The following is a 26,759-nucleotide window of genomic DNA, read 5'->3' as shown; positions in this document are numbered from 1 at the left end:
GCCTCAAGCCTCGCAACCCGGGCCGACCCCGGTGGCGTCTCCTCCTGCGGCTGGCGGTAGCGAAATCGTTGTGACCGGGAGGCCTGAGCGAGGCGCGGTGATCGGCAAAATACCGCCGGAGAGGGTGTTAAGACCTTTCGAGATCAGGACCTATAATGCGACCGACATCGGAACGCTTATTCGAGGCTTGGGGCCGGTCGCGACCAGTATACAGGGTGGCGAAGAAAGCCCTCCCATCGTGCTGTTAAACGGTCAACGAGTATCGAGCTTCGCCGACATCGCCCGCATCCCGACCGAGGCGATCGAACGAATGGAGGTGTTTCCAGAAGCCCTGGCGCTCGCTTACGGTTATCGCCCCAACCAGAAGGTCGTCAACGTTGTAACTTTCGAGCGGTTCTCCAGGCGCACTGGAGAAATCAACTTGGCTATTCCGACGGAAGGGGGGCGCACCGATACGGAATTCTCCGGTGGCTTTTTGCGGATCAGGGACAACACTCGCTTCAACATCGATGCTACTTACCGAGGAGCAGGGGCGTTGCTCGAAAGCGAGCGAAATCTGCAATCGCCTGAGGGCAGCCCTGGCCTCGGAGACTTTCGCACTCTTCTTCCGGACAGCCAGCGGCTGTCGCTGAACGGCACTCTGTCGAGGCCGCTATCCAGTAATCTGTCCGCCACGCTGAATACCCGTTTCACAAGCGACAGGAACACCTTCCTGTTCGGCTTACAGTCGCAGGGCCCGCTCGAACGCGAAATTGACAGCAATGCTTTTCATATTGGTGTCGTTTTGAATGGGCGGAGGGAAAGGTGGATCTGGACCCTGGCTGCAACCCTCGACCGGACGGAAACCGAGATCCTGAGCCAGGCTGGCGGCACGCGATCGTCTCCTGATCGAGCGGCTTCTACGAGCACCCTCGTCGATGCGGATTTTGTTCTGGGTGGGCCCTTCGTCACCCTGCCGGCCGGTGCCGCCACCCTCTCGCTTCGTGCCGGGGTGAGTACGCTCAACTTCCTGGGGTCATCGGTCTTGGCGCAAAACGGTCCGGAGACCGAGCTGCAGAGGAATAGAGTATCGGTTCAAGGCAGCTTGGACGTTCCCATAATGGGCACGCGCGCACGGCCGTCTTGGTTGGGCGTCCTCTCCGCGAATGCGAACGTTGCTGTTGCCCGATTGTCGGATGCCGGCCTTTTGGAAACTTACGGCGCTGGTCTCAACTGGTCGCCGGTCGCCGCCCTGAAAATCTACGCCTCTCTCACCAGTGAAGAGCGCGCTCCGTCGGTTGAACAGTTGGGTGCACCCCAGCTCCTGACCCCGGGGCTTCGTGTCTATGACCCCCTCCGAGGTGAAACGGTCGATGTCACGCGCATATCCGGCGGGAACTCGCTGTTGCGTCCCGAGGCCAGGAGGGAGTTCAGCCTAGGCCTCTACAGCAAGCCGTTCAGTGAGACCGATCTCGGCCTCAGCCTCAACTACGTCGATGCACGAGTAGATTTCCCGATTTCGACCATCAATGTGGGTAGCAGCGATTTCGAGTTTGTTTTTCCGGAACGGTTCTTACGCGATCTCCAAGGCAGGCTGCAGCTAATCGACGCCAGGCCCGTGAACTCTCGAAGCGCGAGACAACGGATCCTCCGTTCTGGCATAAGCTTTAGCAGGCAACTCACCAAAGGCCCGCCCCCGCCCCAAGGAACTTTTTACTCGAACGTGACGGTTTATCCGAGCGAGGCGGCGATGCGTGCATCGTTACCTCCTGGGACAGTGGTTGTTGAGGCCGCCCCAGGAAGCGATGACGCTCGGCGGATTGAGAGTTTGAGCAGTCGTTACACGATCGCTCTGTATCACACTTGGAACATCACGAACGAACTCACGGCGCCGATGGGAGGGCCCACGTTCGATCTTCTCGAGGGCTTCGCAACCGACATCCAAGGGGTGCCGCCCCGACATCAGCTCAGCTTCCAAGCCGGGGTCTTCCAATCCTGGTTCGGCGCTCGGCTGACGGTTGACTGGCGCAGCAAAGCGGCGGCCCGCAGTTTCTCTCCAGCGCCAACGAGTCCGAACCCCGACCTCACGCTTTCTGATTTCACGACGGTCAATTTCAGCCTTTTCGCAAATCCCGCGGAGCGACTGGGTGGAGCGAGCGCTCCTGGTTGGATCAAGGGGACGAGGATCGGACTGAGCATCACCAATCTCTTTAACACTCGCCCGCACGTCACCGATCGAAACGGCTCGACACCGATCATCTATCAATCCGGCTATCTCGATCCTCTCGGCCGGACTTTGAGAGTGAGCTTGCGAAAGTCTTTTTGACGCTCGCAAAATCCGCTCACGCTCGCGTAGGTTTCAGGCCCGGCTCGTGCCGTGCACCGGGCGGTTGGCGCCCTACTGTGGGGGGCGAGCCTGTTTCGTATCTTCGGTGGCCTGCACGAGGGCCGAGTTGGGATCGCGGCTCGCACACTTGAAGATCTACCGGCGGGCAAATCAATGCCGTCGACTAACGGAGTTCCTTTACGCGCGCAGACTGCGGCAGGTTATTGCATGATCAGACGGCTCGATCGGAGCCGGTCGGCAAGCAAAGACTGGAGTGCGCGTTGTGCAGATCGGATCGAGCCAGACGCTTGATGAACCCCTAGGAGGCTTTCGACTTCGATCGGCTTTGAGAGACGGTCGATATAAGTGAGCCCCCAGTCCCGAAGCGTTTCGCGTTCCATTTTAAGCAGCAGGTCTCTCATCTGGTCCGTTGTCGGGCTTTCGACGTGCACCATTTCAAACCGCGAACGTAATGGAACGGGCACTCCGGACAAAGTATTTGCTGTGGCTATCCACAGCACGTGCCGGAGGTCGACCGGTGCCATCAGGCATCGATCGTACCAGTGAAGGGAGGTAGCCGGCTCAAGCATGCCGAGCAGCGTGTCGTGCGGATTGCCGTAACGGCGGTCGCTGGACACCTTCTCGACCTCGTCCAGCACGATCAGCGGATTGGCGGTGCGATGCTGGGCCATTGCCACGATGGGAAGCGCCGGCTGTGCTCCCGTGTAACCTCGAGCGGTGCCGGCAAGCGAACGATTGTCGCTGTCTCCACCTATCGGCAGCAACACGAGCGGTAAGCCTGCTGACTCGGCGACCAGACTGGCATAGTGAGATTTGCCTGTGCCTGTCGGACCGACCAGCAGCAAAGGTCTGAACGCGGCCCAGGGGCGGCCTGTCCAGAGGGCGATTTCCATCTGGCGCTCCAAGCTATCAGTCGCAGCGTCCATCCAGGGCGCCGCCGTACGCAGCGACGCGATCATCTGCAGTGTGCCCACAGCATCGCGCTTGAGGCCCGCCCAGCCGCGCAGCGGCAGTTCGTTCAGCAACGAACTGTAATGTTCCGCTGGCGAAACGTGGCCATAGACGCTCGTCATCGCATCGGGCTCGATATGCTCGCAAACCCGCACGAGCGGCTCGGGTCCAAGCCCATCCTTGCGGCCGCGCTCGGCGGGTAACGAGATTTTCGACCACGACACGGCGCTCATCAGGCGAGTTCGATTTCGACTTCGCAGAAAGCCAGCCCGAGCAGGTGTTCGCTTAGTGCTCGCGCACCGCGGATGTGGGCAATCTCACCCCACTTCACCCAGCGATCGATGCGTTCGTGTAGCCAAAGATACATGCGGTCGCGTGAATACTCGTCGCCGAACATCATCGACCAGACCACCCTGCGCATCGGCAGATTGGGCCCAAGCCGGTCCCCAACCAACGTAATCGTCGGCTTGGACAAAGTCTCGCCACGGATGAATCGATACGGGAGATGCTCCGCAAAGCGCTCCTGACGGAGGAGCAGGTCTCTCAGCTTCTCGCGATCCTGCTTTCCTTGCCGGCCTCCGCGCGCCCGGATCCACGTCATGCCCATCGCGACCGGGGCTTCGGCCGGTGCCCTTGTCATCGCCAACATCGCGAGGATGGCCTTTGCCTCGGGCGTCAGCGGCGAATTCAAAAGCGCAGCCCCGTTGACCGTGATCAACAAGCGCTGCCCATGCATCCATGCGGCGTAGAATGCCTGACCGGGCCAGTCAGTCGAGAAGATGTCGTATACCTTCTCTTCGATGTCGGGATTGCGACGGTCGAGGATGACGAGGACCGAGAGCAGAAACTCGAGTTGTCGATCGAGCTCGCTGTGGCTAACGGTCGCCATGCCGAAGCGCTGCTCCCATAGCGCTTCGCGCAACGAGCCCCAGCGCATGCCGTTCTCGTCTTCGAACGGTTTGCCCCGATCATCGGATTCGACAAGGGTGTACCAGTAGCCCCACGGCAGCAGCGGATCGCGCCGATCTTCGTAACGCTTACTTTCGGGCGCAGGTTTCATGCCCCGTTGCCCTCACAGTCATGACCGGTAAGGCCGAGCAACTTTGCGCCGCGGCGAATGGCCTCAAGTCCTGCTGCCAGCCCTACACACTCCCGATATACGAAATGCTGATCGCGGTAGATTTGGCCGCTCTCACGCAGGGCACGTTTCGGGGTGATCGGCACCAAGTCAGTCTCGTGATTGCTGTCGAAGCCGAACCACCACACTTCCTCCTCGACCGAGCGAGGAGCGAGGAGCAGCTGGGGCTTGGCCGGACTCGTTGGTACGTGGCACACCGAGATCGGTTCGGGCGCCATGGCCTCGCAAAGCGACGAGTAGGTGAGACCACCATGCACGTGCAGCCCGAAGGCGTCCGGCACCGCCTCGTGCGCATAGCCGAACAGCGGATGCTTGCTGCTGATACCGACGTAGCCGGACAGCGTGCCGTCACGCTGGCGCAGGATGATGCAGTTGAGGCCCGTCGCCTCGTCGACCCAGCTGATCTTTTCATATTCGTCGCGCCAGGGACCGTTACCGAACGGTCGGCGACTGGGCACACGGAAAACCGCCGCCGGCAGGATAACAGTGCCGCTGATCGACATCGGAGGAGGGATCGTGACCGCTGCGCGGGTCAAACCGATGGAGCGCTTCTTTTTCATCTCTCTTTGCTCCCGCCTAGCGATACCGCTCGTGGGCGGTTCTGCGAGTGATCCGCGGCGCCATAGCGCGTGAGCGCTTGTCCGGGGCGTAGACTTCGCCCGCCAACCAATACTCTTCGGCGAGGCGGTCGCTGTCGGACACCTCGCGCCACCAGTGCTGGGCCTTGGGGTCCCAGCGGTAACCACGATGCCGGAGCACGTCCTTGACCGCGTAGTCGGCGCCGATCGCCTCGATCAGCCAGCTTTCCGAAGCAGCATTGGCAAGGAGTTCTGACAGCAACGTCGTGCCGTCGCTGCGCCGGTGCGACAGCAGCTGGATCACAGCGTCGACGTCGCCATCGGCGCGGTGGGCATCGTAGAACCAGCCGGCCTGTGCGCAGAGCCAGCCGAGAGAGCGTCCTTCGAAGCCGGCGCCCGTCCAATCGATCTCGCGACACGAGCAGGCCCAGGCCTTCGGCGGGAGGGTCGGCAGTCGACGGTCGACCAACGGCCGATCGAAACTCGCGTTGTGCGCGATCACCAAGTCTGCCGAGCCGATGATCCGGACCGCCGCTTCGGTGTCGATCATCTGACCGACGAGGTCTTCGTCACGGATGCCGGTCAGGCGAGAGATATCCTCCGCCAGCGGAGCACCGGGATCTTCGCGCCAGCACCACGACTTCCCGATCTCGACGATGTTGCCCGCCGCGTCGAACTTGAATCGGCGCACAGCCAATTCGATGATCTTGTCGCTTGCTGCATCGAGCCCGGTGGTCTCGACATCGATGACGGCCGCGACGCCTGCGATGGCGTCGGCTGCGCCGACGGCGGTCGGACCCGGGGGGAGGGCGATCCTGCGCAATTCGCGCACATCGTCTTTCGGCGGCTCAGTCATGGCCGGGCGCCCTCCGCCGGGAGGCGAGCACTTCATTGATGAAGGTCGGATCGGCGTCGAGGTCGAGGCCGAGGCCGTGAAGGAGCAGAGCGACCGTGCATCCGTCGCGCTTCATCGCGGCTTCGATGGCGGGGCGGCCGTCGAACAGTTTGCGCGGTGAGATCATCCAGTCCATCGGATCAACCGCGATCCCATCACGCTGCATCCTCGCGCCGGTTTCGGCTGCGACCATGGCGACGCGGACGAGTTCGACCTGCGTGACGCTCAGCGTTTCGCCTGATGCCTCGGCGAGGGGGTCAAGCGCCCAGACCCGCGTCTCCGAAGGCGTCTCGCCAAGTGAGCCGTTATGTTCGACGTCGCGCATCGCTCCGCCTTTCGAACTGTGGCGCCAGCCGTTCCGGCACCGATCCCGACATACCTAGCGAGTCAGTTCAACGATTCAATAGGTCCGGAACAATTGGAACGACACCCGTCTCGGATTGGCACATTGGGACGCGTCGATCGCCGAGTGTACCGCCTACCGCGGCATGGGATCACAACACTGCGCTCGTGGTTGGGACCTGCCTTTGGGGGGTAGGAAAAGCTTCCCTCTTAAGCACCGCCTCGAGCGTCAGCCGATGATGCGGCGCAAGTGGCCTTTTTTCCGTAGTGCGCCGTGGTCGGCTTGTCGAAGCGCATCCATGCCTGAGGCCCAGACGCGTCCGTCTCCGCGCAGTGCGGCTAGCTCATGCAGCAGGAGTACGAATGTCGCGACGACGTCCGTCTCACCTTTCAGCACTGCTCGCGGCCGCTCGTCCTCGTCCGCTTCCAAGTAAGTTTTCGAGTCGATGCCGAGGCTAGCGCACCGGTCTTGAAGACTACCTGCGACCCCTCCCGGGGGCAGAGGAGGACATTCGTAGAGATCGAGGTGGTCGAGCCGACTGGCCGCGGCGTACTGCAGGTCGAAGCGGCGGAAGCGCATGATCCGGCGTCTGATGACAGGCAGGTCGTGGCGAATGCCGTTGTAGGTCACGAGCGTTGTCGGTGTGGCCAAGGCAGCGTCTATCGCCGCGAGAACGTCTTCCTCATGATCGGAGTGTGACGTGAGGCTGTCGACCTCCCATGTCCCGATGCTCGGCTCGCAAGCTTTCAGGATTGCGCAACTGACAATCCGCTGAGCGAAGACGTTCGCCGATTTGGTCGAGGTAGTGAGGCCGACCAAGAGGGGATCGAAGCGGGTTTCGAGATCTAGAACGGTCACAGGTCCTAGAAATTTGGTCGCAGTCCGGAGCAGATGTTGTGATAAAAATCTATCAGGCGTCACGCTTTTTCCCCTCTTTCGAAGTTTATGCGTGAGAAGTTTTCCTGCAGGGATTTGAGCCTCGCTCGCTTGAGGCTTATTTTCCCATGCGCCGGATCAAGGATCGTGTACCTTTTGGCGCCCAGTCCTTTGATCTCGCTGAGGACGACAAAGTGATTTGCATCCCAATGGAGAACTGCCGGCAGGTGCACCTGTCCCAGATCTTCGATCTCCCCCCGGAGGGGCCGCGCGTTGAAGCCGACTTGCTCGGCGATGCGCATCAGGGTCTTGAGAGTTGCCCCTTTAGGCTCACGCTGAAGCGCTGTCGCATTGCTGCCAAATCTGTCTTCAGGCCGTGGTATGACGAAACCATGGCGAGACAGGCGATGCCGCACTCGGCAGCTTCCGACTGACCGATGAACTCGGTGCGGCGCGATGCGTCGGGATAGATCTTCATTTTGGCTTTCGCATCTGCGAGCGAGGCAAAAAGTCCAAATTAGCGCGTCGTTCGATCGGGTTCGGCGCGCAGTGGCAAAAAAGCAGCTTGCACGTGGAGAACAGCCAGACCCACCACCGCCACGACCGCGGTCTCTAGAAGACTATTCTGGATAGAGAGATATAGCCCGAGCGACAGAACGCCGTAAATCAAAGATATCATAAAGTTCCATATGCCGGGGTGGCTAAGTCGCGTTTTGCAAAACTCACAGCGCCGCCGCAAGTCAGGCAAACGAGCAAAAAAGGAGCGCAAGTTCAGTGGGTGCCCGCAGTTTGGACAGTTTCTCATTCATCATTCCGATTTTGGTTGGTACGGATCACTTTGAACAATCGGCGAGCGGCGTCGCTGGAGCAACCACGGGCAGTATTTGTAGTTCGGCAAAGACGTCGCGCGGATGTCAGCCTCCGAGCGAAGCGGGTATCCGTACCGTCAAATGCCAAGAGTCGTTGGAGGGCGATTTCGGAGTGAGCCGGCGCAATCATTACACTGATGTCTGCGCACGGCCCTTCGCTACGGTCTAGGCGGATGTCGAGAGCGCTTTCATCGTCAAACCGAGCATGCGCACGCAGCGCGTAAACCAGCAATCGCCAGTCATGCGCGCTTAGGGGGCGGGCCGGTCCGACTTCGCAGATTTGGAGGCTGATTGCTGGTAGGCTCCTACGGAGAGTTGGTCCAAGTAGGAGAAGGGCGGCGGAAACGGACTCGATGCGCCATGACGGTATTGCGCTGTCTGGCCCCGCCCGAGTGCCGATTGGTGTGTCGGTACTCTGTTCGCACGCGGGATCATGCTCCTGAAGGAAGAAATATGGGTGAAGTGCGCCAGCGGTCGCCCAAGTCTCAGCGTCGGTCCGGTCGCCAGCCAAGGCAGCTTGGCAAACTCGCCGAAGCGCGGACTGTACTTCAACGGGCGTCGGGAGTTCCGTGTCGAAGGTTTGCTGGACCGCCGCGAGTAGGTCGAGTGGAACTGGAGCGATGAAACGCCCTATGCCGTACGGACGCACGAATGTGGCGGGAATTCGGTGGCTGGCCAGGGCATGACCAAGTCGGGCGAGAACATAAGCATGCTCGTACGCGCCGGTGCCGGTCTGCAAAGAAATCAACAGGGCACCAGAATGCGCTGGTTGGGCGAGTTGAACGGGGTTCGGCGGGGGGGGCGCGCCTTGGACGGGCACGCTGCGTCGCAATGGCCGGAGCTCGGCGGGGAGGGCGGGCATGACCTGATAGATCGATAGGCGAGACGATAGCGAAGTTGAGCGCCTCTCGGGCGTTGCAAGTTCTTTGCGAAATCCTCCACAGCCGGCCGAACTGTCGTCGAGAGGACGAAGTGGCGCGGGAAGTGTGGTGCCTGCAATGTGAGCGCTTTCCTCGAAAGCGATTTGAACACTTTCGTAGGCGATAAGTGCATCGGGCGGCTGCGCGCGAAAAGCTTCGTCGATCAACCTCATTAAGACGGGCTGCCCTCCCGACGGAACCCGGACCCGAAGTTCGAACAAGATTTTGTCGAAGCTCGAGGTGGCATCAAGTTCGTAGGACCATGCAGTTTCTCTCCGGAGCATGTCATCCAGCAAGCGCGCGTAAACATGCTCGATGAGATGCTGATCCGGACATTGACTTGAGAGGCTGGTGGCCGAACCGATGTCCAAAATAAGTCTGAGCGACGTCGGGTCGCGGGCGTCCGCAGGCAGACCGCTCCCCGACGCGTGTGCGGTAGCTGCAAATGTCAAGGCGGCGCACAGGAGCGAACGCAACATGAGGGTCAGGACGGATCTTTCAGCCCCCATGTTGCGCTACTCACCTAATGCCTAATCAGGGTCGAACGGCGCCGGATCGCCGGGCTGACCAAAGAGGCCACGGAAAAAATCGACCGGGTTGCTTACGCCGCCGGTCTGATTGTTGTAGTCTGAAAAGACTAAGTTGGCCACCTTCTCAACGTTGCGATCGAACCAGTTGGAAAGAGCCGCCTTGGTCTCCAGAGACGTCAACGTGATTAAGAAGTTGCGAACTTGGGCGACGGCTTCAGCGACGATTTCCTTGGTGATCGGATCGCCAGGGATCAGAGCCTTAACAGTAGCTTTGAAGACTGCTTCGCGGTCTTCGAGAAAATCTTCAATCGTGCCGGCAACCCCGCCGCCGCCGCCGTCGGACCAACGGTCGTCGTCCATGTAGCTTTCTTGTCGAAGAGCATTCTCCAGCAACATGCGATCGAAATCGGACAAGCCTTTAGATCTGTAAGCGGTAACGACGATATCGCCGCTCTCGTCGTAGCCGCCGCTAACGACGTCGAGTTCCTGTAAAGTCAAGCTGCGCATTTTACTCTCCCGACCGCGCGCTGAAAAAGGACGGGGACCGCGGTCCGCTCCGACGTCCTTTTCACGGGTCCGATCGCCTCATGACCGCCCGCAGGGGCCGAAGGAGCCAATCCGCGAACGAAGACCGATCTAGAATAATGTTCGCGCGAAGCGTCATTCCGGGTTGCAGATGATGGTCTCTGCCGAACGCGGTAACGGTCTGTCGCCGGAGGGACGCTTCCACATAATACACGGGTTCGTCGAACCGGAACGGCGCTTGAAGATCGGCCGGCGCTATTGTGGTCCGCGACACCTGTCTGATGGTGGCTTCACCGCTGCCGTACCGCTGGTAGGGGAACGCATCATACAGGATACGGACCTCTTGACCCTCCTCAACGAAGCCGATTGCGCGGCTCGGGGCGAACAGGCTCACCTTCAGGTCTGTCTGCGTGGGCACGATGGTCATAAGCGGCAGGGGCATCTCAACCGCCCGCCCGACCGCGCCTTGGATGGCGGTAACCCGCCCGTCTATCGGAGAACGAAGCTGGTAGGCACGCTCTGACGACATGCGCGCCTCCTGAATCCGAACATTCTGAATGGCGTTTCGAGCGGCATCGACATTTGCTGCCGCCTCAACCCTGATGCGCCGGAGTTCCGCAGCCTTCTGTTGTTCCTTAGCGGCCAATTCGGCCGCATTGGCCCGAAGTTGTGCGAGTTGACGCTGCTGAGCCAGCAGAGCTTCGCGACGCCGGTCATATTCGATCTGACTGACAAATCCGCGCTCGAGAACAGGACCAATCCGCTCCAACGTCGTCGCAGACGCAGAAGCAAATCTGGGCAATCCGCTTCCACCTGGACCGGGAGAAGCGGCTACGCGACCGAGCGCTTTTCGACTTGGCCTTGGACAGCAAGTTGCGCGGCTGCGATCTCGTCAAGATTCGGATCGGCGATGTGGTAACGGGTGCAGACATCCGTACGCGCGCCATGGTGGTCCAGCAGAAGACCGGCAAGCCTGTCCAGTTCGAGCTCACTAGCGATGTTCGTGCGACCCTGTTTGCTTGGCTAGAACACCGCGGCGGCTCGGTCGGCGAGTTCCTCTTTCCAAGCCGCGTCAAACACACCCGCCACATGAGCACACGTCAATATGCCCGCCTCGTCGATGAGTGGGTGACCGCAATCGGTCTGCGCAGAGAGGACTATGGCACGCACTCTCTCAGACGCACGAAGGCCGCGATGATCTATCGGGCGACCGGTAACATCCGCGCCATCCAGATCCTGCTCGGCCACACCAAGATCGAGAACACCGTTCGTTACCTCGGTGTCGACATCGAGGATGCGCTGCTGCTTGCCGAAAGGACAGAGATTTAGCTCAAGCGAAGGTATAAGTCCGGCCTTGAGGGCGGTCGATTGTTTGACGGTCGACCGCTTCCTCGTAGCTGAACCTGCTAAGCCGACAGTCCGCTCCCGGCCCAGATCTTTACCTTCTTCGGATGCTCTCCCTTGGCCAATGATGGCCTAGGAGAAAAGACAATGGGATACTCACGATTTCGAATATCGACGCTTGCAACACCTCAAGCTCGCCGCATAACATCAACCCCGAGACGAGGCCCGCACTCCGCCAATCTACGCCGCGAGTTGTGCCGAGTGTTCTGACGACGGACACAGCGTGCACAACACCTCATCGCAGGATAAAGAGCATGGCAATCTTCATCAGCCTGTCGGTTACAGACGAAACTACATCGAAACAGGATGCGGCAACCGTGTGCACGGCTTTGCTGGAGGAGGCTGTCGGGGCCCTTCAACCAATTTTCCGTGCACGCGGAGCATCTGCTACCCGTATCCAAGCTATTCTTGGGCGCTCGCGGGACAAAGATGCGACATTCAGCCTGGCGGCGCATTTGCATTTGCCCGGCCGAAAGACCGTGGGCGTTCACAGCAAGGGAGATGATCTACGTTCATTGGCCAGGGACGTCATCGACAAGCTAACATCTGCTACTCGCAGGCATTTGGAAAGACTGGCCCATGGTACCGAATTCGCCCGCAACAGGCGGCGCGAGCGTCTCCACAAGCTCACGGCCGGGGCCGATCAGCGCCCTAAAAGGGAGCGCAGCCTGATAGAGGCGAGACTGGCCGAAATCCGGCCCAATCCGGCCCAAGTTGGAAACAGCTGCCAGGCGTGAATTGGCCTATCTGCGTGCCGTGAGCAAACTTCCAACCGGCTATGCCGAAGTCGCCGATATTGTTGACGAAGCCATCATGCGCGTCATTGCGAGCGATCATGGGGTCATGGATCCAGGGGAAATACAGATTGCCGCCTTGCGCGAAGTCTTCGCGGTGATCGACGCGGAAATCGCCGCTCAGCAGAGTTCGATGTCGGCCATACCGGTAGACAACGAAGTGCCGCAAGATGCAGAAGATGAAGCGGAAGCTATGGTCGAAGAGGAATTCTACGAATTCTATCAACCCGACGATCATGTCACGTTGGCCAATGTCCTGCCAGTTGAGCGCTCGCAGACCAAAGACGCGCTCGATGAGGTGCACGTTGCAGGCGTGGTCGCGGCTCTGCGCGACCTGCCGAATCTCTGGCGCAGGGTGTTCGTCTTGCGCCAGCAGGATCTCTTCGCACCAAAGCAGGTTTCGGAAGTGTTCGACCGCGCGCTCGATGAGATCGAAGATTTTCGAAAAGGTATCCGCCCTTCTGGACGCGCGCCTCGCCGAGTCGGGTGCCAACTCTTGGGAAGAAATTTTTCAGAGCAACGGTTGACGCTGCTGCCGTCAGGCACCGATGCGCGCCAGGTATGAATATCGCCGAAACTTCGTCTCTAGGCTGGATGGTAGGTGGAATCGCGTTTATCGCTGCGATTGCCACCGCCAGCCACGCGGTCATCCACAAGCGCGATCCGCGGTCAGCGACCATCTGGCTGCTCGCGGTTGCTCTTGTTCCTCTAGCCGGCTCGCTTTGCTACCTTCTATTCGGGATAAATCGGGTCAACCGCAACGCAACGCGGCTACGCGCGGCGCGCCCAGCGAAAAGCGAATTTTCGAATCTAGGTTCGGCGGGCAGGGGTTTGCCGCGTCATCTGGCTGGTCTTGCGCGTTTCGGGGGAACCGTGTCACGCAAAGAGCTCTTGCCCGGAAATCGCTGCATTCCCCTTTTTGGGGGTACAGACGCCTATCCGCAGATGCTCCAGGCAATTTCGGAAGCTAGGCATTCCATCGCTCTTGCCGCTTACATCTTCGAGGGCAAGGGGATTGGAGCTCTGTTCGTCGACGCGCTCGCGAAAGCGCGGTCGCGCGGGGTCAGCGTCAAGGTCCTGATCGATGATGCCTATGCCAGGTTATCCAGATCGGACGCCTACGGAGCGTTGCGGCTTCACGGTATTGATGTCGCCCTGTTCAATCCCCCTGTGATTCCGGCACGCCTGCACGTGTTGCATCTGCGCAATCATCGCAAACTGCTCATCGTTGACGGGTACCGGGGCTTTACGGGCGGCATGAACATCCATAGGCCCTATTGGTGTCCCAAGGCCCCGGAAAGCGCTTTCCGCGATCTGCACCTTGAGGTTTCGGGTCCAGTCGTCGGGCAAATGCGGGAGACCTTCGAGCGGGACTGGAACGATAGCAAGGAAGAAGAGCTGGACGAAAGCTTCTGGACTGGCAAATCGGGCGGTCCGATCACCGACGGATGTAGCCTTGCGCGCGGGATCGAATCCGGACCTGACGAAACGCTGGACCGGATGCGGTGGATTTTTATAGGCGCAATCAATGCCGCTCAGAAAAAGGTTTGCATTCGCACCCCTTATTTCCTGCCTGATCAGCCTACTATTGCCGCGCTGGGCGCAGCTGCTTTGCGAGGGGTTCGGGTCGAGATCGTGGTCCCGCAAAACAGCGACCATCCGTTCGTGCAGTGGGCATCTAAAGCGCATTACTGGCAGATAATCGAACACGGCGTCTGCATTTATGAGCGTCCCGGCCCGTTCGATCATGGCAAGCTGATGATAATTGACGATGCCTGGGTGTGTGTCGGCTCGGCCAACTGGGATGCGCGTAGCCTGCGCCTGAACTTCGAATTCAACCTGGAAATTTACGATCGCAGGCTGGCGCTGGAGCTTGGTGATGATTTCGCCCGAATCAGAGCTGCGTCGAAGAAAGTGAGGCCGACCGACCTATCCAGCATGTCATATTTCTTGAAACTGCGATATGGCTTTGCGCGGCTCTTTTCGCCGATCCTTTGAAACTGGCATGAGGCGATAATGGAAGAACTCTTTTTCTCTGTATTGATTCTCTTTGTTTCCATCCTGGCGGCCGGCTTGCTGTTTCATATCATGCAGGCTCCAACGATCCTGGGCTATATTGCTGTCGGTATTCTTCTGGGTTCCTCAGTCACCGGATTGTTTCCCGATGGTCCGGCGCTGGACTTCATGGCCGAGGCAGGCATTATCCTCCTGTTGTTCATGGTAGGCTTGGAATTTTCGCTTACCGAATTCTGGAGTGACAAGGGCAAAATACTAAAGGCTGGCGCGCTGCAGGGGTTTCTTGTCGGGCTGCCCGTGGGAAGCCTCGTTTGGTGCCTGGGGTGGGGAATCGCGCCCGCGATCTTGCTGGGTGCGTCGGTCGCAATGTCCTCGACCGCATTGTCGGCAAAGCAGTTGGCAGACCACGGGGAATTGACCACCCGGCACGGGCGTATGGCCATTTCGGTGCTGGTCTTTCAAGACTTGGCGGCCATTCCACTACTTGCCATGCTCGCGATCTGGCAATCTGGAGGACAGCCCGGTCCGGTCGAGATATCGCTCGAAATCCTCAAGGTCCTGGCAATCTTCGCAGTCGCGCTGGTTTTGGCGAGGCCTGTACTCCACAGCCTGCTGATGGCAATCTATCGGCGCGGCAATTCCGAACTGCTGGTCCTTGCCGCTCTCGCGATTATTGCCATGGCAGCGCAATCCGCCCATCTCGCCGGAGCTTCCGCTGCTCTGGGTGCATTCCTAGCGGGACTTATTTTGGGTGAAAGCGATGTCCGGCACCGGATCGAGGAAGACTTGCGGCCTTTTCGGGACGTTTTCGCCAGTATTTTCTTCGTCTCGATCGGCTTGCAGCTGGACCTGAGCCAGCTTGGGAGCAGTCCGCTGGCGGTCCTTGCCTGGCTATTGGTTCTCCTTCCTGCAAAAGCATTGCTGAATTTTATCGCACTGAAGATATCCGGATCCTCTGCGCGTGATGCGCTGCAGACGGCTGTAATTCTGGCGCATGGTGGGGAATTCGGACTTTTGCTCCTTTCCGGAGGTCTTACCGCTTCGCTGATATCGACCGAAATGGGCCAGCCACTGCTGCTGGCGCTTGTCGTTTCGATGGGTCTTGGGCCAATTCTTTTCCGATCTTCGGAAACCATCGCGCGGAACCTCTGCGGCGGGAAGTCCAGAATGACCAATCTACCGCAAAGGGAGGAGGTGGAAGTCGCTCGCGAAGTCAGGGCTTCCATCAATCACATCGTTTTCTGCGGCGCGGACAACCTTGCGCGATTAGCGGCGAAAGCGGTGAGGCTGGCAGAACTCGACTTTGTGATGATCGAACCAGATTTGAGACTTTATTTGACCGCTCGCGAAGAAGGGCTGCCAGTCATTCTCGGCGACCCGGGTCGCACCGCTACGCTCGAGGCGGCGCGCGCAAACGTCGCGGATGCAATCGTGATAACGAAACCGTCTTTGCAAAGGCAAAACCGGATTGTGAACTGGTTTCTCGAAGGAAACGCTCACGGGAAAATCGTCTTGCTCGGCACATCTCAGAATAGGGATGAGACGATGCACACCGACCAGCGGATCCTGCAGTTAGACCCGGAGCTATATCTGGGAATGGATTTGGCACGTCTGGTATTGTCGGCTGTCGATCTTCCTAAAGATGAGGTCGAGAAAATTTCCCGCGCGTTGACTTCCAATGATGTAGACAATCCTTGACATCTGCGCTGCGCGCAAATTTACAATGAGCGGCAAGGCCTTATCTGTCGTGTCAGTCGTCGGCTAGCCATGGATCGGGCTGTACGTTTGCGAGCAAGAGGTCGCTCAATTCCTTGCGTAATGTGATGGTATGAGCATGGACATTATGCGTACCATTGCGCCTCATGATGTTGATTGCGCGTTGCTCCTCATCCGCGTTATCCACCCTGACAAAAACTGCAATGCCGCCGCGATTTATATCGTGCTCGATTGCATCGGCATCATCCCGCGTCAGCAAATTCTTGCGAACAAGTTTGGCCAACATCGATCCTATTCCGCTGCCAGCAGTACATGCCGCAAGTGCAAGCGGAATTGCACCTCCTGAAGCTATGATGGGTACTCCGGCTGCTAAGGCACCGGTCGCAATCAAGGTTCCAAAAACGGTTCCGGTGACCGTGGCATGTTCATCCCTGGTCGTTAGGCGTCGCCTCGGAGTCTCGGGGTTGTCGACGACCGCGCCCGGATCGGGATAGGTCAGGCCGAGTTTTTTGATGACCGTATTCCAATCGGCCATGAGGGATATGTCATTGCGGTCGACCCCTGCAGCAACCAGTTGTGTTGCCATTTCTTCAAGAGCGTTGTGATTGTAAACAAGTCCAACCACTTCCCGGATTTCAACCGCGTCGACTGTTTGATCATCCTCTCGATCGGACATATGCTGCGTGCTTTCTCGTCGCTGGAAGCGCAAGAGCAATTCTTTCACGCAAATCATATTACGAGACCAGATTTAAAGCGCTTGTGCTTAGCCGGTGGCGGTATGTCCGGGCGGCCTAAGGCCCGCCCGGACTAGGTTATACCTTGTTGACCGAAATCTTCTTCATCGAGGATCGCGCTTCGGCCGACTGCGGTATTGAAATGGTCAATACGCCGTGTTTCAGATCGGCCTTGGCGGCATCGGTGTCGAGGCCCGGGGGCAGGGGAATGGCGCGATAGATTTGCCCGTAGGCCCGCTCTGAGAGGAAGTATCCTTGCTTTTCCTCCTGCCGCTCGACCTTCTTTTCTCCTTTCACCACCAGCATGTCGCCCGAAATTGAAAGATCGATGTCAGCCAAATCCATGCCGGGCAACTCAATCGAAATTTCGACTACATCGCCTGCCTGGACTACATCCGATTTGGCTTCATTATCCTGCCACGGCAAATCGAGGTTGCCGATCTTCTCGACAAATTTATCGACAAGCGCGTTGATGTCACGTTTGAGAGAGTGATGCGGTTCTTCCTGCACAGCATTCGGTACGGGCTGGCGCGGGTTCTCAGAGCGCGTCCATGGCACAAGATCCTTGATCTTCATTATCGCTCCTCCTTCTTATCCGGCCTTCACCGAAATCTTCCGGGGCGCCAGTTTCTCAGAGTGACGTGACCCCCAGCTTTCCCCCAGCTGGGATTAGAGCCGGGCGGTTGTTTTGCGCATCAGCGCGGTTGAAGCAATGGGCTGCGTAGCGGAGCCCGTAGGGCGTAGCGAAGCAGGCCATTGCTTATCCACTTCGGCGGCGAACGCCGCCGGGGTGTTGTAGTCGAGGAAAGAATGCGGCCTCTCCCGGTTGTAGTCCTCCACCCAGGCAGCGATCTCGACCCGGGCGTGAGCCATGCTCAGGAACAACGTCTCGTTGAGGAGCTCGTCCCGCATCCGGCCATTGACCCGTAGGGCGGCGGAGCCAACCTATCGACATAGCCATTCTGCATCGGCCTTCCGGGCGCGATGTAATGCCACTCGACGCCGATCTCGCCGCACCATGCCAGCACGGCGTTGCTGGTGAGTTCCGTCCCATTGTCGCTGACGATCATGCCGGGCTTGCCACGCCGTTCGATCAGCGCGGTCAGCTCGCGCACGACACGGCGCCCAGAGATCGACGTGTCCGGCACCGCTGCCAGGCACTCCCTCGTCACGTCATCGACCACGTTGAGCACCCGGAACCGCCTGCCGGATGCCATCTGGTCGTGCACGAAGTCCAGGCTCCAGCGCTGGTTCGGGAACGCCAGAACCGAAGCAGGCGCTCTTGTGCCGACAGCACGCCTGCGGCTTCGTCGTCGCCTGACTGCAAGCCCTTCCTCCTCGTAAAGTCTCTGGGTCTTCTTGCGGTTGATCATCACGCCCTCCCGGCGCAGCAGGATATGCAAACGGCGATAACCGAACCGCCGACGCTGGTTGGCCAGCTCGCGCAGCTTCTCACGCAGATCGACGTCATCGTCCCGGGTGGAACGGTAGCGCACGCTCTTGCGATCAGCATCGATGACACGGCACGCCCGCCGCTCGCTCATCCCATGGCACGCCTGGAGATGAGCAACAGCTTCTCGCTGCGCGGCGGGCGTCAAAACTTTTTTGCCAGAAGATCCTTCAACGCGGCCTGATCCAGCATCTCATTGGCAAGCAAACGCTTGAGCTTCGCGTTCTCGCTCTCGAGCTCCTTCAGTCGGCGGGCATCGGACACCTCCAGCCCGCCATACTTCGACTTCCAGTTGTAGATCGTCGCTTCCGACACACCGTGCCGCCGAGCCAGGTCAGCAGTCTTCGCACCCGCCTCAGCCTCCTTCAGCACTCCGATGATCTGCTCTTCTGAAAACCTCGTTCTCTTCATCTCGTCCGTCCTTCTACTAGGGCCGGACTCTAATCCAACTTGGAGGAAAATCAGGGGGTCCCGTCAGCCCGGCTCTAATCCCAGCTGGGGGTCACGTCAGCTCGCCGCTATAACGCGGTCCGTCTCCAGGCCTTTTCGCTTGGCCGCCGGTTCCGCGCCGAAAGAGGCTGGTCATGTCACGTCAGGAAGCATCACGTTCTCGTGAAACAATGACTCTCGCGGCGCGAACCAGTCTGGGCCCAATCATGTAACCTGACTGCGCGACGCTCACGATCTGGCCTGTATTGGATCCCGTACTCGCCACGGTGCCGATAATTTCATGCACGTGGGGATCAGGATCTTCGCCAATCGAAGGACGCAGTATTTTTACCCCGGCCTTGTGCAAGGCATCGTTGATTGCTCGCCGCGTCGCCTCCAGCCCCTTGATCAACGATGGCTCGATCTCGTGTGAACCCGCCAAGGCCTCCAAGGCAAGGTCGAGATTGTCGAGCGCTGGTGCTAATTCGGATAACAGTTGCGCCATCCCGGCCTGTCGACCTTCGGCTCCCGCTTTTTCTGCGCGCTTTCGCGCATTCTCAGCTTCCGCCAGTGCACGAAGCAATCGATCCTGTAACGCGTCCCCTTCTTCCGGTTCCGGCAGGACCTCCGACTCTACGCTTTTACCAACTGTCGAGGGCAATCCGTCCTCGTTCTCGCCATTCTTTGCATTGTCCGACACGGCCTGAACCCCCGTACTTAGTCTTTCTTGTCGTCATCGACCTCGGAGAATTCGGCGTCGACGACTTCTTCATCATCCGAAGCTTCCGAACCGGCAGCTCTACCGGCATCGGCAGAGCCGGCGGCAGAGGCCTGCTCCTTCTCGTAGATCTGCTGCCCCATCTTCATGGCAGCGTCGGTGAGGGCCTGAGCCTTCGCGTTGATCGCATCGTGATCGTCGCCTTCAAGCGCCGTCTTGGTTTCGGCGATCGCAGCTTCGACGGCTGCCTTGGTGTCGGCAGCAATCTTGTCGCCATGATCTTCGAGCTGCTTTTCGGTCGCATGGACCAGGCTGTCGGCCTGATTGCGAGCCTCGGCGGCTTCACGCCGCTTCTTGTCTTCCTCGGCGAACTTCTCGGCATCACGCACCATCTGGTCGATGTCGGCTTCGCTGAGACCGCCCGATGCCTGGATACGGATCTGCTGTTCCTTGCCCGTGCCCTTGTCCTTGGCCGAAACGTTCACGATGCCGTTGGCGTCGATGTCGAACGTGACCTCGATCTGCGGCACGCCGCGCGGCGCAGGCGGAATCCCAACCAGATCGAATTGGCCGAGCAGCTTGTTGTCGGCCGCCATCTCACGTTCGCCCTGAAACACGCGGATGGTGACGGCTTGCTGGTTGTCATCCGCGGTCGAGTAGGTCTGCGTTTTCTTGGTCGGAATCGTGGTGTTGCGGTCGATCATGCGGGTGAACACGCCGCCCAGCGTCTCGATACCGAGCGACAGCGGGGTCACGTCGAGCAGGAGAACATCCTCGACGTCGCCCTGCAAGACACCCGCCTGGATGGCGGCACCCATGGCGACAACCTCGTCGGGGTTAACGCCAGTGTGCGGCTTCTTGCCAAAGAAATCCTCGACCACCTCGCGTACCTTGGGCATGCGGGTCATGCCACCTACCAGTATCACTTCGTCTATCGCCCCTTTGTCGATCCCAGCGTCAGCCATGGCCTTTTTGCAGGGTTCGAGCGTGCGCTTTATCAGGCCGTCAACCAGTTTTTCGAGGTCGGAGCGGGTGATTGTCTGGACCAAATGCAGCGGCGTCGTGGTGCCGCCTTCCATGCGCGCAGTGATAAAGGGAAGGTTGATCTCGGTCTGTGCCGCGCTTGACAGCTCTATCTTGGCCTTTTCCGCCGCTTCCTTGAGGCGCTGCAGGGCGAGCTTGTCGGGTCTGAGGTCCATATTTTCCTTCTTCTTGAAGGAGTCGGCCAGATATTCCACCACCGCGCTGTCGAAGTCTTCGCCGCCGAGGAAGGTATCGCCATTGGTCGACTTCACCTCGAATACGCCATCACCGATTTCGAGGATCGATACGTCAAACGTACCGCCGCCGAGGTCGTAAACAGCAATAGTCTTGCCTTCATCCTTATCGAGTCCATAGGCGAGCGCCGCAGCAGTCGGCTCGTTAATAATGCGCTCGACTTCGAGACCGGCGATTTTGCCGGCATCCTTGGTCGCCTGGCGCTGGGCATCATTGAAGTAGGCCGGGACTGTTATTACCGCCTTCTCGACTTTTTGGCCCAGGTACTCTTCGGCGGTTTCCTTCATCTTTTGCAGGATGAAAGCGGAAACCTGGGAAGGGCTGTACTTCTCACCGCCCGCTTCAACCCATGCATCGCCGTTGGGCCCCTCGACAATCTTGTATGGAACAAGCTCCATGTCTTTCTTGGTGGTCGGATCGTCAAACCGCCGACCGATCAGGCGCTTGATCGCGAACAGGGTGTTATCCGGGTTGGTCACGGCCTGGCGCTTGGCGGGCTGGCCGATCAGGCGTTCGCCATCCTTGGTGAAGGCGACGACGGACGGCGTGGTGCGCGCACCTTCCGAATTCTCGATCACTTTGGGCTTGCCGCCTTCCATAACGGCAACGCAGCTGTTGGTTGTTCCGAGGTCGATGCCGATAACTTTAGACATGGATTGGAGCTCCAGAAAACAATAGATTAAGATGTGTTCGGGCGTGGGTTCGTCGTTCCCCTAACGCAGAAGGATCACGTCAGCGCTCTGGCTGGATCGGCTGGTGGAATGGTCGTATGCGCGCGGCAGCCACAAGACTGCGCGGACCCCACGGGGTGATCGAGGCACCAAGCTTATGCTGCCTCCAGACTTCTGTGCGAAGCGCTGTGCATGAGTAAGTCCGAGCCCAAGGCGATGATCAGCGCCCCAATTCGAATAGAACGGCTCGAAAGCCAGCGCGATCGTATCGGGTCTGAGCCCAGGGCCATTGTCAGCAACTTCAATTTCAATCCGCTCGGGGAGAGCGTCAATTTCTGGGCGGTTCCTCAAGCGCAAAGATACTTTCCCACCATTTCCTCCTGCAGCCAGGAATGCATTTTCAAGCAGGGCCGATAAAGCGCTGGCGAAAGAGGCAGGGGCAACCCGAACCGGCCACAAACCTGTTTCAAGTATCTTTTCAAACTCCACCTCCACTGGAATCCCTGACTGGATCTGGTCCATCAAATGCTTGATCAATTCTGGCACATCGACCAATTCCTGAAGCGGCGAATTAGCAGCCAGAACAGACCATTTGCTCACTAATCTTGCCGAATTGAGGAGCGCCATACGCATCTTGCGACGAAGCTTGATCGCCTCCTGCTCATCGGCGAATTCCAACGTTTCCAGGCCCGCAGCCAGCACGGCAAGCATGCTTGTCAGGTCTTCCGTCGATGGCAGAGGGGTCATTAACAACGTTCCTGCTGGCATCATGTCCCGAAAGCCACTTTGAAATTGACGCTTCATGACCGGCCTCCTATGCGAAAATGTACCTCTAGTCGCTTCTCCGCTGATCCAGATTATGCGTTTCGGATCGGCCTTGCCTGTCCCAATGTTATCACATTAGACCCCCAGCTTCGAGCGGGGATTGTATTCATTCTTTTCTCGCCATTCCTTGGCCCACGCTTCCAAGCTTTTATCGTTCTGCGGAAGGTCAACCATCAACCGCACCAGTTGATTGCCGCGCCCACCTTGGCGACGCGCCATTCCTTTACCCTTGATGCGCAGAATTCTGCCCGAGGTGGATCCCTTCGGCACTGTTAGCATGATCGGTCCATCGATCGTGGGTACGCGCACTTTTGCGCCGAGTACGGCCTCGTCCCACCGGATTGGCAGGTCGAGGCGAATGTCGTCCTCATCCTGTCGGAAGAAAGGGTGGAGCGTGACGGTCAGTTCAAGAATCGCGTCACCGCGCCCTCCCAGTCCGGGCCGCCCTTTGCCCGCAACGCGCAGGCGATCTCCACTCTGGGTTCCCGGAGGGATCTTGACCTCGATTTGTTCGCCGCCATCGAGGTTGATTGCGAATGGTTTTGCAGTGGCGATATTTTCGAACGGGACATTTACCGCATAGAGCACATCGCTTCCTCGCGGGCGATATTCGCGCCCGCCAGCCCCGCGACCCCGCCCAAAGAGATCGGCGAAGATGTCCCCCAATTCCTCCGAATCGCCAGAGAAATGAAAGGATGTCGCTCCATCCTGCGCCGATCGAAAGGGTCCTCCGCCCGAGAACGGCCCATGGCCCTGGAAATCTTCGAAACCGTAAGGTGCGCGCGGGTTGCCGTGCTCGTCGATCTCGCCGCGGTCGTATCGTGCGCGTTGCTCGACATCGCTCAAAAGATCATATGCTTGCGTGACTTCCGCGAACCGGGCCGCCGCATCTGGCTTGTCCTTGTTGCGATCAGGATGAAGCTCTTTGGCGAGTTTGCGATAGGCTTTCTTGATTGCAGACTGATCTGCAGTGCGCGATAGGCCGAGTATCGTATAAGGATCTGCCATTAACTAAATCACCTGAAATTAGGATGCGGGGGCAATGCGGGTCAGCCAATATGTGCCTCCACCCATTGGCGAAGCGCTGAGGGGTGTAAGGCACCGGATGGTTGATCGGCCAGCCGTCCATTTTTGAATATTAACAAGGCGGGGACGCCCTGCACGCCGTACCGGGCGGCAAGTTGGGGAGCCTTGTCGATATCGACCTTTGCGAACCTGGCGCGCGGTTCGATTGCAATCGTGAGCTGGGCAAATGATGGAGCCATGGCGCGGCAGGGACCGCACCACGTCGCCCAGAAATCCACAACAACAGGTATGTCGGATCGTGTGATATGGCGATCGAACTTCTGGCCCAGCAGGTCGACGGGCGAACCATTGAACAGCGCCTTGTGGCATTTGCCGCATTTTGCGGCCTGAGCTGGCCGATCAGGCGGGATAGCGTTGACCGCTTCACAATGTGGGCAAACTACCTTGATCTTGTCGGCTTCCATTCGCGCCCTTCCCTTGCTTGTCGTGCGCTCGCGCTGCTCAGATCTGGGATGGAATGACGAAAACGAGACCTTCTTCGCCCTCGTCCACCTTGACGGTCGAACCGTCAGGGATCTCGCCGGCCAGCAGCTTTTCCGCCAGCGGATCTTGCAGATAGCGCTGTACCGCTCGCTTGAGCGGCCTGGCGCCATATACCGGGTCGTAACCCACCCGACCGAGCCAGTTGCGCGCGCCTTCGGTGAGGTCGAGCGTGATCTTCCGGTCCTTCAGCAGCTTCTGGACGCGCTTGACCTGGATATCGACGATCGGTGCCATGTGTTCTTGGCTCAGGCGATGGAACAGAATGATTTCATCAAGCCGGTTGAGGAACTCGGGGCGGAAGTGGCTGCGCACCACGTCCATCACCTGCGGCTCGACATCTTCCACCTTCTGATCGTCGGTGAGGCTGGAGAGGAATTGGCTGCCGAGGTTGCTGGTCAAGATGATCAGCGTGTTCGAGAAGTCCACCACCCGGCCCTGCCCGTCGGTCAGGCGACCGTCGTCGAGTACCTGCAGCAGAACGTTGAACACGTCCTGATGCGCCTTCTCCACTTCGTCGAACAGTACCACCTGGTAAGGTCGCCGCCGCACCGCCTCGGTAAGTACGCCGCCTTCCTCGTAACCTACATAACCCGGAGGCGCGCCGATCAGTCTGGCGACCGCGTGCTTTTCCATGAATTCGCTCATGTCGATGCGCACCATGGCGCGCTCGTCGTCGAACATGAACTCGGCCAGCGCCTTGGTCAGCTCGGTTTTGCCAACGCCCGTAGGGCCAAGGAACAGGAAGCTGCCCAATGGCCGGTTGGGATCCTGCAAGCCAGCGCGTGCTCGGCGCACGGCCTTCGAGACAGCCTGTACCGCCTGCTGCTGCCCGATCACGCGACGACCGAGAAACTCTTCCATCTTGAGCAGCTTCTCGCGCTCGCCTTCCATCATCTTGTCCACCGGCACGCCTGTCCAGCGGCTGACGACAGAGGCGATGTCCTCCTCGGTCACTTCCTCGCGCAATAACGCAGTCTTATTTGCACCACGTGCCTCCTCAAGCTGCTTTTCGAGGCTCGGTATCGTGCCATAGGACAGCTCGCCCGCCTTTCGCAGGTCGCCCGCGCGCTGCGCCTGCTCCAGCTCGAGCCGGGCCAGGTCGAGCTGTTCCTTGATCTTTGCCTCAGCCTGAATCTTGTCGCGTTCGTTCTGCCAGCGCGTGGTCAGCTCGCTCGATTTCTGCTCGAGCTCGGCCAATTCTTTGCGCAAGGTGGCGAGCCGGTCCTTGCTCGCCTCGTCGCTTTCCTTAGCGAGCGCGCTTTCCTCGATCTTGAGCTGGATAATGCGGCGGTCGAGGTTTTCGATCTCTTCGGGTTTGCTTTCTACTTCCATGCGGATGCGACTCGCCGCCTCGTCCATCAGGTCGATCGCCTTGTCGGGAAGGAAGCGGTTTTGGATATAGCGATCGGATAGCTGCGCAGCGGCCACGATCGCGCTGTCGGTAATGTTTACCCCGTGGTGCAGTTCGTATTTTTCCTTCAGACCACGCAGGATGGATATCGTGTCCTCGACGCTCGGCTCAACGATATAGACCGGCTGGAAGCGCCGCTGGAGTGCCGCATCCTTCTCGACATATTTCTGGTATTCGTCGAGCGTAGTAGCGCCGATCACGTGCAACTCGCCGCGCGACAGCGCCGGCTTCAGGAGGTTCGCGGCGTCCATGCTGCCTTCGCTGGCGCCCGCGCCAATCAGAGTGTGCATCTCGTCGATGAACAGGATGATCTGCCCATCGGAATTTTTCACCTCGTCGATCACGGCCTTCAAGCGTTCCTCGAATTCGCCGCGATATTTCGCACCCGCAATCAGCGCGCCCATGTCAAGCGCCATTAGCGTGCGGCCCTTGAGGCTGTCGGGCACATCGCCATTGGCGATGCGCAGCGCCAGCCCCTCGGCGATCGCGGTCTTGCCCACGCCGGGATCACCGATAAGAACGGGATTGTTCTTGGTCCTGCGGGCCAGAATCTGGATTGTGCGACGAATCTCTTCGTCGCGGCCGATCACCGGGTCGAGCTTGCCGTCGCGCGCCGCTTGGGTCAGGTCGCGGGCGTATTTCTTGAGCGCATCGTAGCTCTCTTCTGCGCTTGCGCTGTCTGCGGTGCGACCGCCGGTCACTTCCTGAATCACCGCCTCGAGCGACTTCGCATTCACGCCGGCAGCCTGCAAAGCCTTGCCTGCGTCGGTGCTGTCGGAAAGGGCCATGGCCTGCAATATGCGCTGTACAGGAACGAAGCTGTCGCCGGCCTTCTTTGCCAGCTGTTCGGCCTGATCGAGCAGGCGAGCCGAATCATTGTCTAGGGCGGGCGGCGTCTGCGCTCCGGAGCCGGAAACCGCCGGGAATTTATGCAATGACTTTTCAACCTCGCCAATGGCGGCAGGGGGGCTACCGCCTGCTCGCTGGATGAGCTGCGCGGCCATGCCCTCCTCATCTTCGAGCAATGCCTTGAGAATATGGACTGGCGTGATGCGCTGATGGCTCATGCGGACGGCAACTGTCTGGGCGCTCTGTAGAAAGCCCTTGGCCCGGTCGGTGAATTTCTCGAGGTTCATCGCAAAGGGTCTCCAAGCGTAATTAAAATCTTAAATGGGACTTTGAGTAGGCACTAGCAGGAAATCGAATTCCCGTCTGCTCACATATCAACCCGCAACGACGCCAGCCTCTAGGCTCAGGACTCATTGCGGCAGCCAGAAGATGACGGTTGCAGCGATACATATGGCGGACATGAAGGTGTGGGCGCATCGGTGGTAGCGGGTGTGGATGCGTCGCCAGTCCTTGAGCCTGCCGAACATGTTCTCGACCTTGTGGCGCTGGCGGTAGAGGGCTGTGTCGTGCGGGATGGGGACTTTGCGGTTGTTCTTTGACGGGATGCAGGCGGCTATGCCACGCTCGGCCAGCGCGGCGCGGAACCAGTCGGCATCGTAGCCCCGATCGGCGAGCAAAGCCCTGGCCTTGGGGAAGGCATCGATCATCAGCGCAGCGCCCTTGTAGTCGCTCATCTGCCCTTCGCTGAGCAGCATGATCACGGGCGGCCCTTGCCGTCGCAGACAGCCGCTCACGATACGGCGATCATCGACCCGCGGAATGCCGTGCGACAGGGGAAATAGGGCTCGATCCGGCGCATCTGCGCCTCGCTCAACAACCACAGATCTGACAACAGCACCACCTCCTTGATGCTGCCATTGAATCAACCGATTGCCTCCCGCGCA

Annotated in this window: 22 protein-coding genes and 3 pseudogenes; 6 read left to right on the top strand and 19 right to left on the bottom strand. The window is 59.2% G+C overall.

Annotation, left to right across the window (positions count from 1 at the left end; genetic code table 11):
- Positions 1-97: 97 nt before the first annotated feature.
- Positions 98-2,305 carry a TonB-dependent receptor gene (locus ACRYJK_RS07045; protein WP_482666824.1) on the top strand — a complete coding sequence of 736 codons (2,208 nt, stop codon included), beginning with the start codon at positions 98-100 and terminating at the stop codon, positions 2,303-2,305.
- A 221-nt stretch (positions 2,306-2,526) separates the two neighbouring features.
- Here the strand turns inward: ACRYJK_RS07045 and ACRYJK_RS07040 are convergent, their stop codons facing one another.
- The 9 genes and pseudogenes from ACRYJK_RS07040 to ACRYJK_RS07000 form a co-directional block, all read right to left on the bottom strand.
- Positions 2,527-3,510, bottom strand: coding sequence for an AAA family ATPase (locus tag ACRYJK_RS07040; protein WP_482666823.1), 984 nt, complete (start codon positions 3,508-3,510; stop codon positions 2,527-2,529).
- A complete protein-coding gene (locus tag ACRYJK_RS07035; RefSeq protein ID WP_482666822.1) occupies positions 3,510-4,337 on the bottom strand; it encodes a hypothetical protein in 828 nt (275 codons plus the stop codon). Before ACRYJK_RS07035 ends, ACRYJK_RS07040 begins: the two co-directional genes overlap by 1 nt.
- A complete protein-coding gene (locus tag ACRYJK_RS07030; RefSeq protein ID WP_482666821.1) occupies positions 4,334-4,975 on the bottom strand; it encodes a hypothetical protein in 642 nt (213 codons plus the stop codon). Before ACRYJK_RS07030 ends, ACRYJK_RS07035 begins: the two co-directional genes overlap by 4 nt.
- A 16-nt stretch (positions 4,976-4,991) precedes the next feature.
- Positions 4,992-5,849 (bottom strand): 3'-5' exonuclease, encoded by an 858-nt coding sequence (locus ACRYJK_RS07025; protein WP_482666820.1) that lies wholly within the window; start codon positions 5,847-5,849, stop codon positions 4,992-4,994.
- Positions 5,842-6,213: a hypothetical protein gene (locus ACRYJK_RS07020; RefSeq protein WP_482666819.1), complete on the bottom strand. Its 372-nt coding sequence runs from the start codon at positions 6,211-6,213 to the stop codon at positions 5,842-5,844. The genes ACRYJK_RS07025 and ACRYJK_RS07020 overlap by 8 nt, the downstream gene beginning before the upstream one ends.
- A 246-nt stretch (positions 6,214-6,459) precedes the next feature.
- Entirely contained in the window at positions 6,460-7,089 is a 630-nt protein-coding gene (locus ACRYJK_RS07015; protein ID WP_482666818.1) for a ribonuclease H-like domain-containing protein, read from the bottom strand.
- Positions 7,090-7,148: 59 nt separating this feature from the next.
- A pseudogene (locus ACRYJK_RS07010) lies at positions 7,149-7,501 on the bottom strand (cysteine peptidase family C39 domain-containing protein).
- A 1,925-nt stretch (positions 7,502-9,426) separates the two neighbouring features.
- Positions 9,427-9,933, bottom strand: a complete 507-nt coding sequence (locus ACRYJK_RS07005; protein ID WP_482666817.1) for a hypothetical protein — start codon at positions 9,931-9,933, stop codon at positions 9,427-9,429.
- Positions 9,934-9,994: 61 nt separating this feature from the next.
- On the bottom strand, positions 9,995-10,720 hold the full coding sequence (locus ACRYJK_RS07000) for an HlyD family secretion protein (RefSeq protein ID WP_482666816.1): 726 nt from the start codon (positions 10,718-10,720) through the stop codon (positions 9,995-9,997).
- Between ACRYJK_RS07000 and ACRYJK_RS06995 the strand changes: the two genes are divergently transcribed.
- The 5 genes from ACRYJK_RS06995 to ACRYJK_RS06975 all read left to right on the top strand — a co-directional run bounded on the left by ACRYJK_RS06995 (position 10,687) and on the right by ACRYJK_RS06975 (position 15,863).
- The gene (locus ACRYJK_RS06995; protein WP_482667414.1) at positions 10,687-11,280 is read left to right on the top strand and encodes a tyrosine-type recombinase/integrase; all 594 of its coding nucleotides are present in this window, start codon (positions 10,687-10,689) and stop codon (positions 11,278-11,280) included. The genes ACRYJK_RS07000 and ACRYJK_RS06995 overlap by 34 nt on opposite strands.
- A 329-nt stretch (positions 11,281-11,609) precedes the next feature.
- Positions 11,610-12,092 carry a hypothetical protein gene (locus tag ACRYJK_RS06990; RefSeq protein WP_482666815.1) on the top strand — a complete coding sequence of 161 codons (483 nt, stop codon included), beginning with the start codon at positions 11,610-11,612 and terminating at the stop codon, positions 12,090-12,092.
- Between the two features lies 1 nt (position 12,093).
- Positions 12,094-12,714 (top strand): hypothetical protein, encoded by a 621-nt coding sequence (locus ACRYJK_RS06985; RefSeq protein WP_482666814.1) that lies wholly within the window; start codon positions 12,094-12,096, stop codon positions 12,712-12,714.
- Positions 12,711-14,147: a phospholipase D-like domain-containing protein gene (locus ACRYJK_RS06980; RefSeq protein WP_482666813.1), complete on the top strand. Its 1,437-nt coding sequence runs from the start codon at positions 12,711-12,713 to the stop codon at positions 14,145-14,147. Before ACRYJK_RS06985 ends, ACRYJK_RS06980 begins: the two co-directional genes overlap by 4 nt.
- A gap of 18 nt (positions 14,148-14,165) precedes the next feature.
- Positions 14,166-15,863, top strand: coding sequence for a cation:proton antiporter domain-containing protein (locus tag ACRYJK_RS06975; RefSeq protein WP_482666812.1), 1,698 nt, complete (start codon positions 14,166-14,168; stop codon positions 15,861-15,863).
- 52 nt (positions 15,864-15,915) lie between these two features.
- Here ACRYJK_RS06975 and ACRYJK_RS06970 read toward each other — a convergent pair whose 3' ends face one another.
- The 10 genes and pseudogenes from ACRYJK_RS06970 to ACRYJK_RS06925 all read right to left on the bottom strand — a co-directional run bounded on the left by ACRYJK_RS06970 (position 15,916) and on the right by ACRYJK_RS06925 (position 26,707).
- Complete coding sequence (locus ACRYJK_RS06970) at positions 15,916-16,605, bottom strand: hypothetical protein (protein ID WP_482666811.1); 690 nt, start codon at positions 16,603-16,605, stop codon at positions 15,916-15,918.
- An 88-nt stretch (positions 16,606-16,693) separates the two neighbouring features.
- A complete protein-coding gene (locus tag ACRYJK_RS06965; RefSeq protein ID WP_482666810.1) occupies positions 16,694-17,191 on the bottom strand; it encodes an Hsp20/alpha crystallin family protein in 498 nt (165 codons plus the stop codon).
- A 93-nt stretch (positions 17,192-17,284) separates the two neighbouring features.
- A pseudogene (locus ACRYJK_RS06960) lies at positions 17,285-18,476 on the bottom strand (IS3 family transposase).
- A 181-nt stretch (positions 18,477-18,657) separates the two neighbouring features.
- A complete protein-coding gene (locus ACRYJK_RS06955; RefSeq protein ID WP_482666809.1) occupies positions 18,658-19,194 on the bottom strand; it encodes a nucleotide exchange factor GrpE in 537 nt (178 codons plus the stop codon).
- Positions 19,195-19,211: 17 nt separating this feature from the next.
- Complete coding sequence (gene dnaK, locus ACRYJK_RS06950; RefSeq protein ID WP_482666808.1) at positions 19,212-21,143, bottom strand: molecular chaperone DnaK; 1,932 nt, start codon at positions 21,141-21,143, stop codon at positions 19,212-19,214.
- A 60-nt stretch (positions 21,144-21,203) separates the two neighbouring features.
- Positions 21,204-21,965 carry a sensor histidine kinase gene (locus ACRYJK_RS06945; RefSeq protein ID WP_482666807.1) on the bottom strand — a complete coding sequence of 254 codons (762 nt, stop codon included), beginning with the start codon at positions 21,963-21,965 and terminating at the stop codon, positions 21,204-21,206.
- Positions 21,966-22,061: 96 nt separating this feature from the next.
- Positions 22,062-22,994, bottom strand: coding sequence for a DnaJ C-terminal domain-containing protein (locus tag ACRYJK_RS06940; RefSeq protein ID WP_482666806.1), 933 nt, complete (start codon positions 22,992-22,994; stop codon positions 22,062-22,064).
- Positions 22,995-23,035: 41 nt separating this feature from the next.
- Positions 23,036-23,476 (bottom strand): thioredoxin TrxC, encoded by a 441-nt coding sequence (trxC, locus tag ACRYJK_RS06935; protein WP_482666805.1) that lies wholly within the window; start codon positions 23,474-23,476, stop codon positions 23,036-23,038.
- Positions 23,477-23,513: 37 nt separating this feature from the next.
- Positions 23,514-26,102 (bottom strand): ATP-dependent chaperone ClpB, encoded by a 2,589-nt coding sequence (gene clpB, locus ACRYJK_RS06930; protein WP_482666804.1) that lies wholly within the window; start codon positions 26,100-26,102, stop codon positions 23,514-23,516.
- A 123-nt stretch (positions 26,103-26,225) separates the two neighbouring features.
- Positions 26,226-26,707: pseudogene (locus ACRYJK_RS06925) on the bottom strand (IS5 family transposase).
- Positions 26,708-26,759 lie beyond the last annotated feature (52 nt).

Source organism: Sphingomonas sp. BLHR8, from assembly GCF_056821725.1.
The sequence above is the reverse complement of the archived record's forward strand: the minus strand, read 5'-3'. Positions and strand labels throughout refer to the sequence as shown.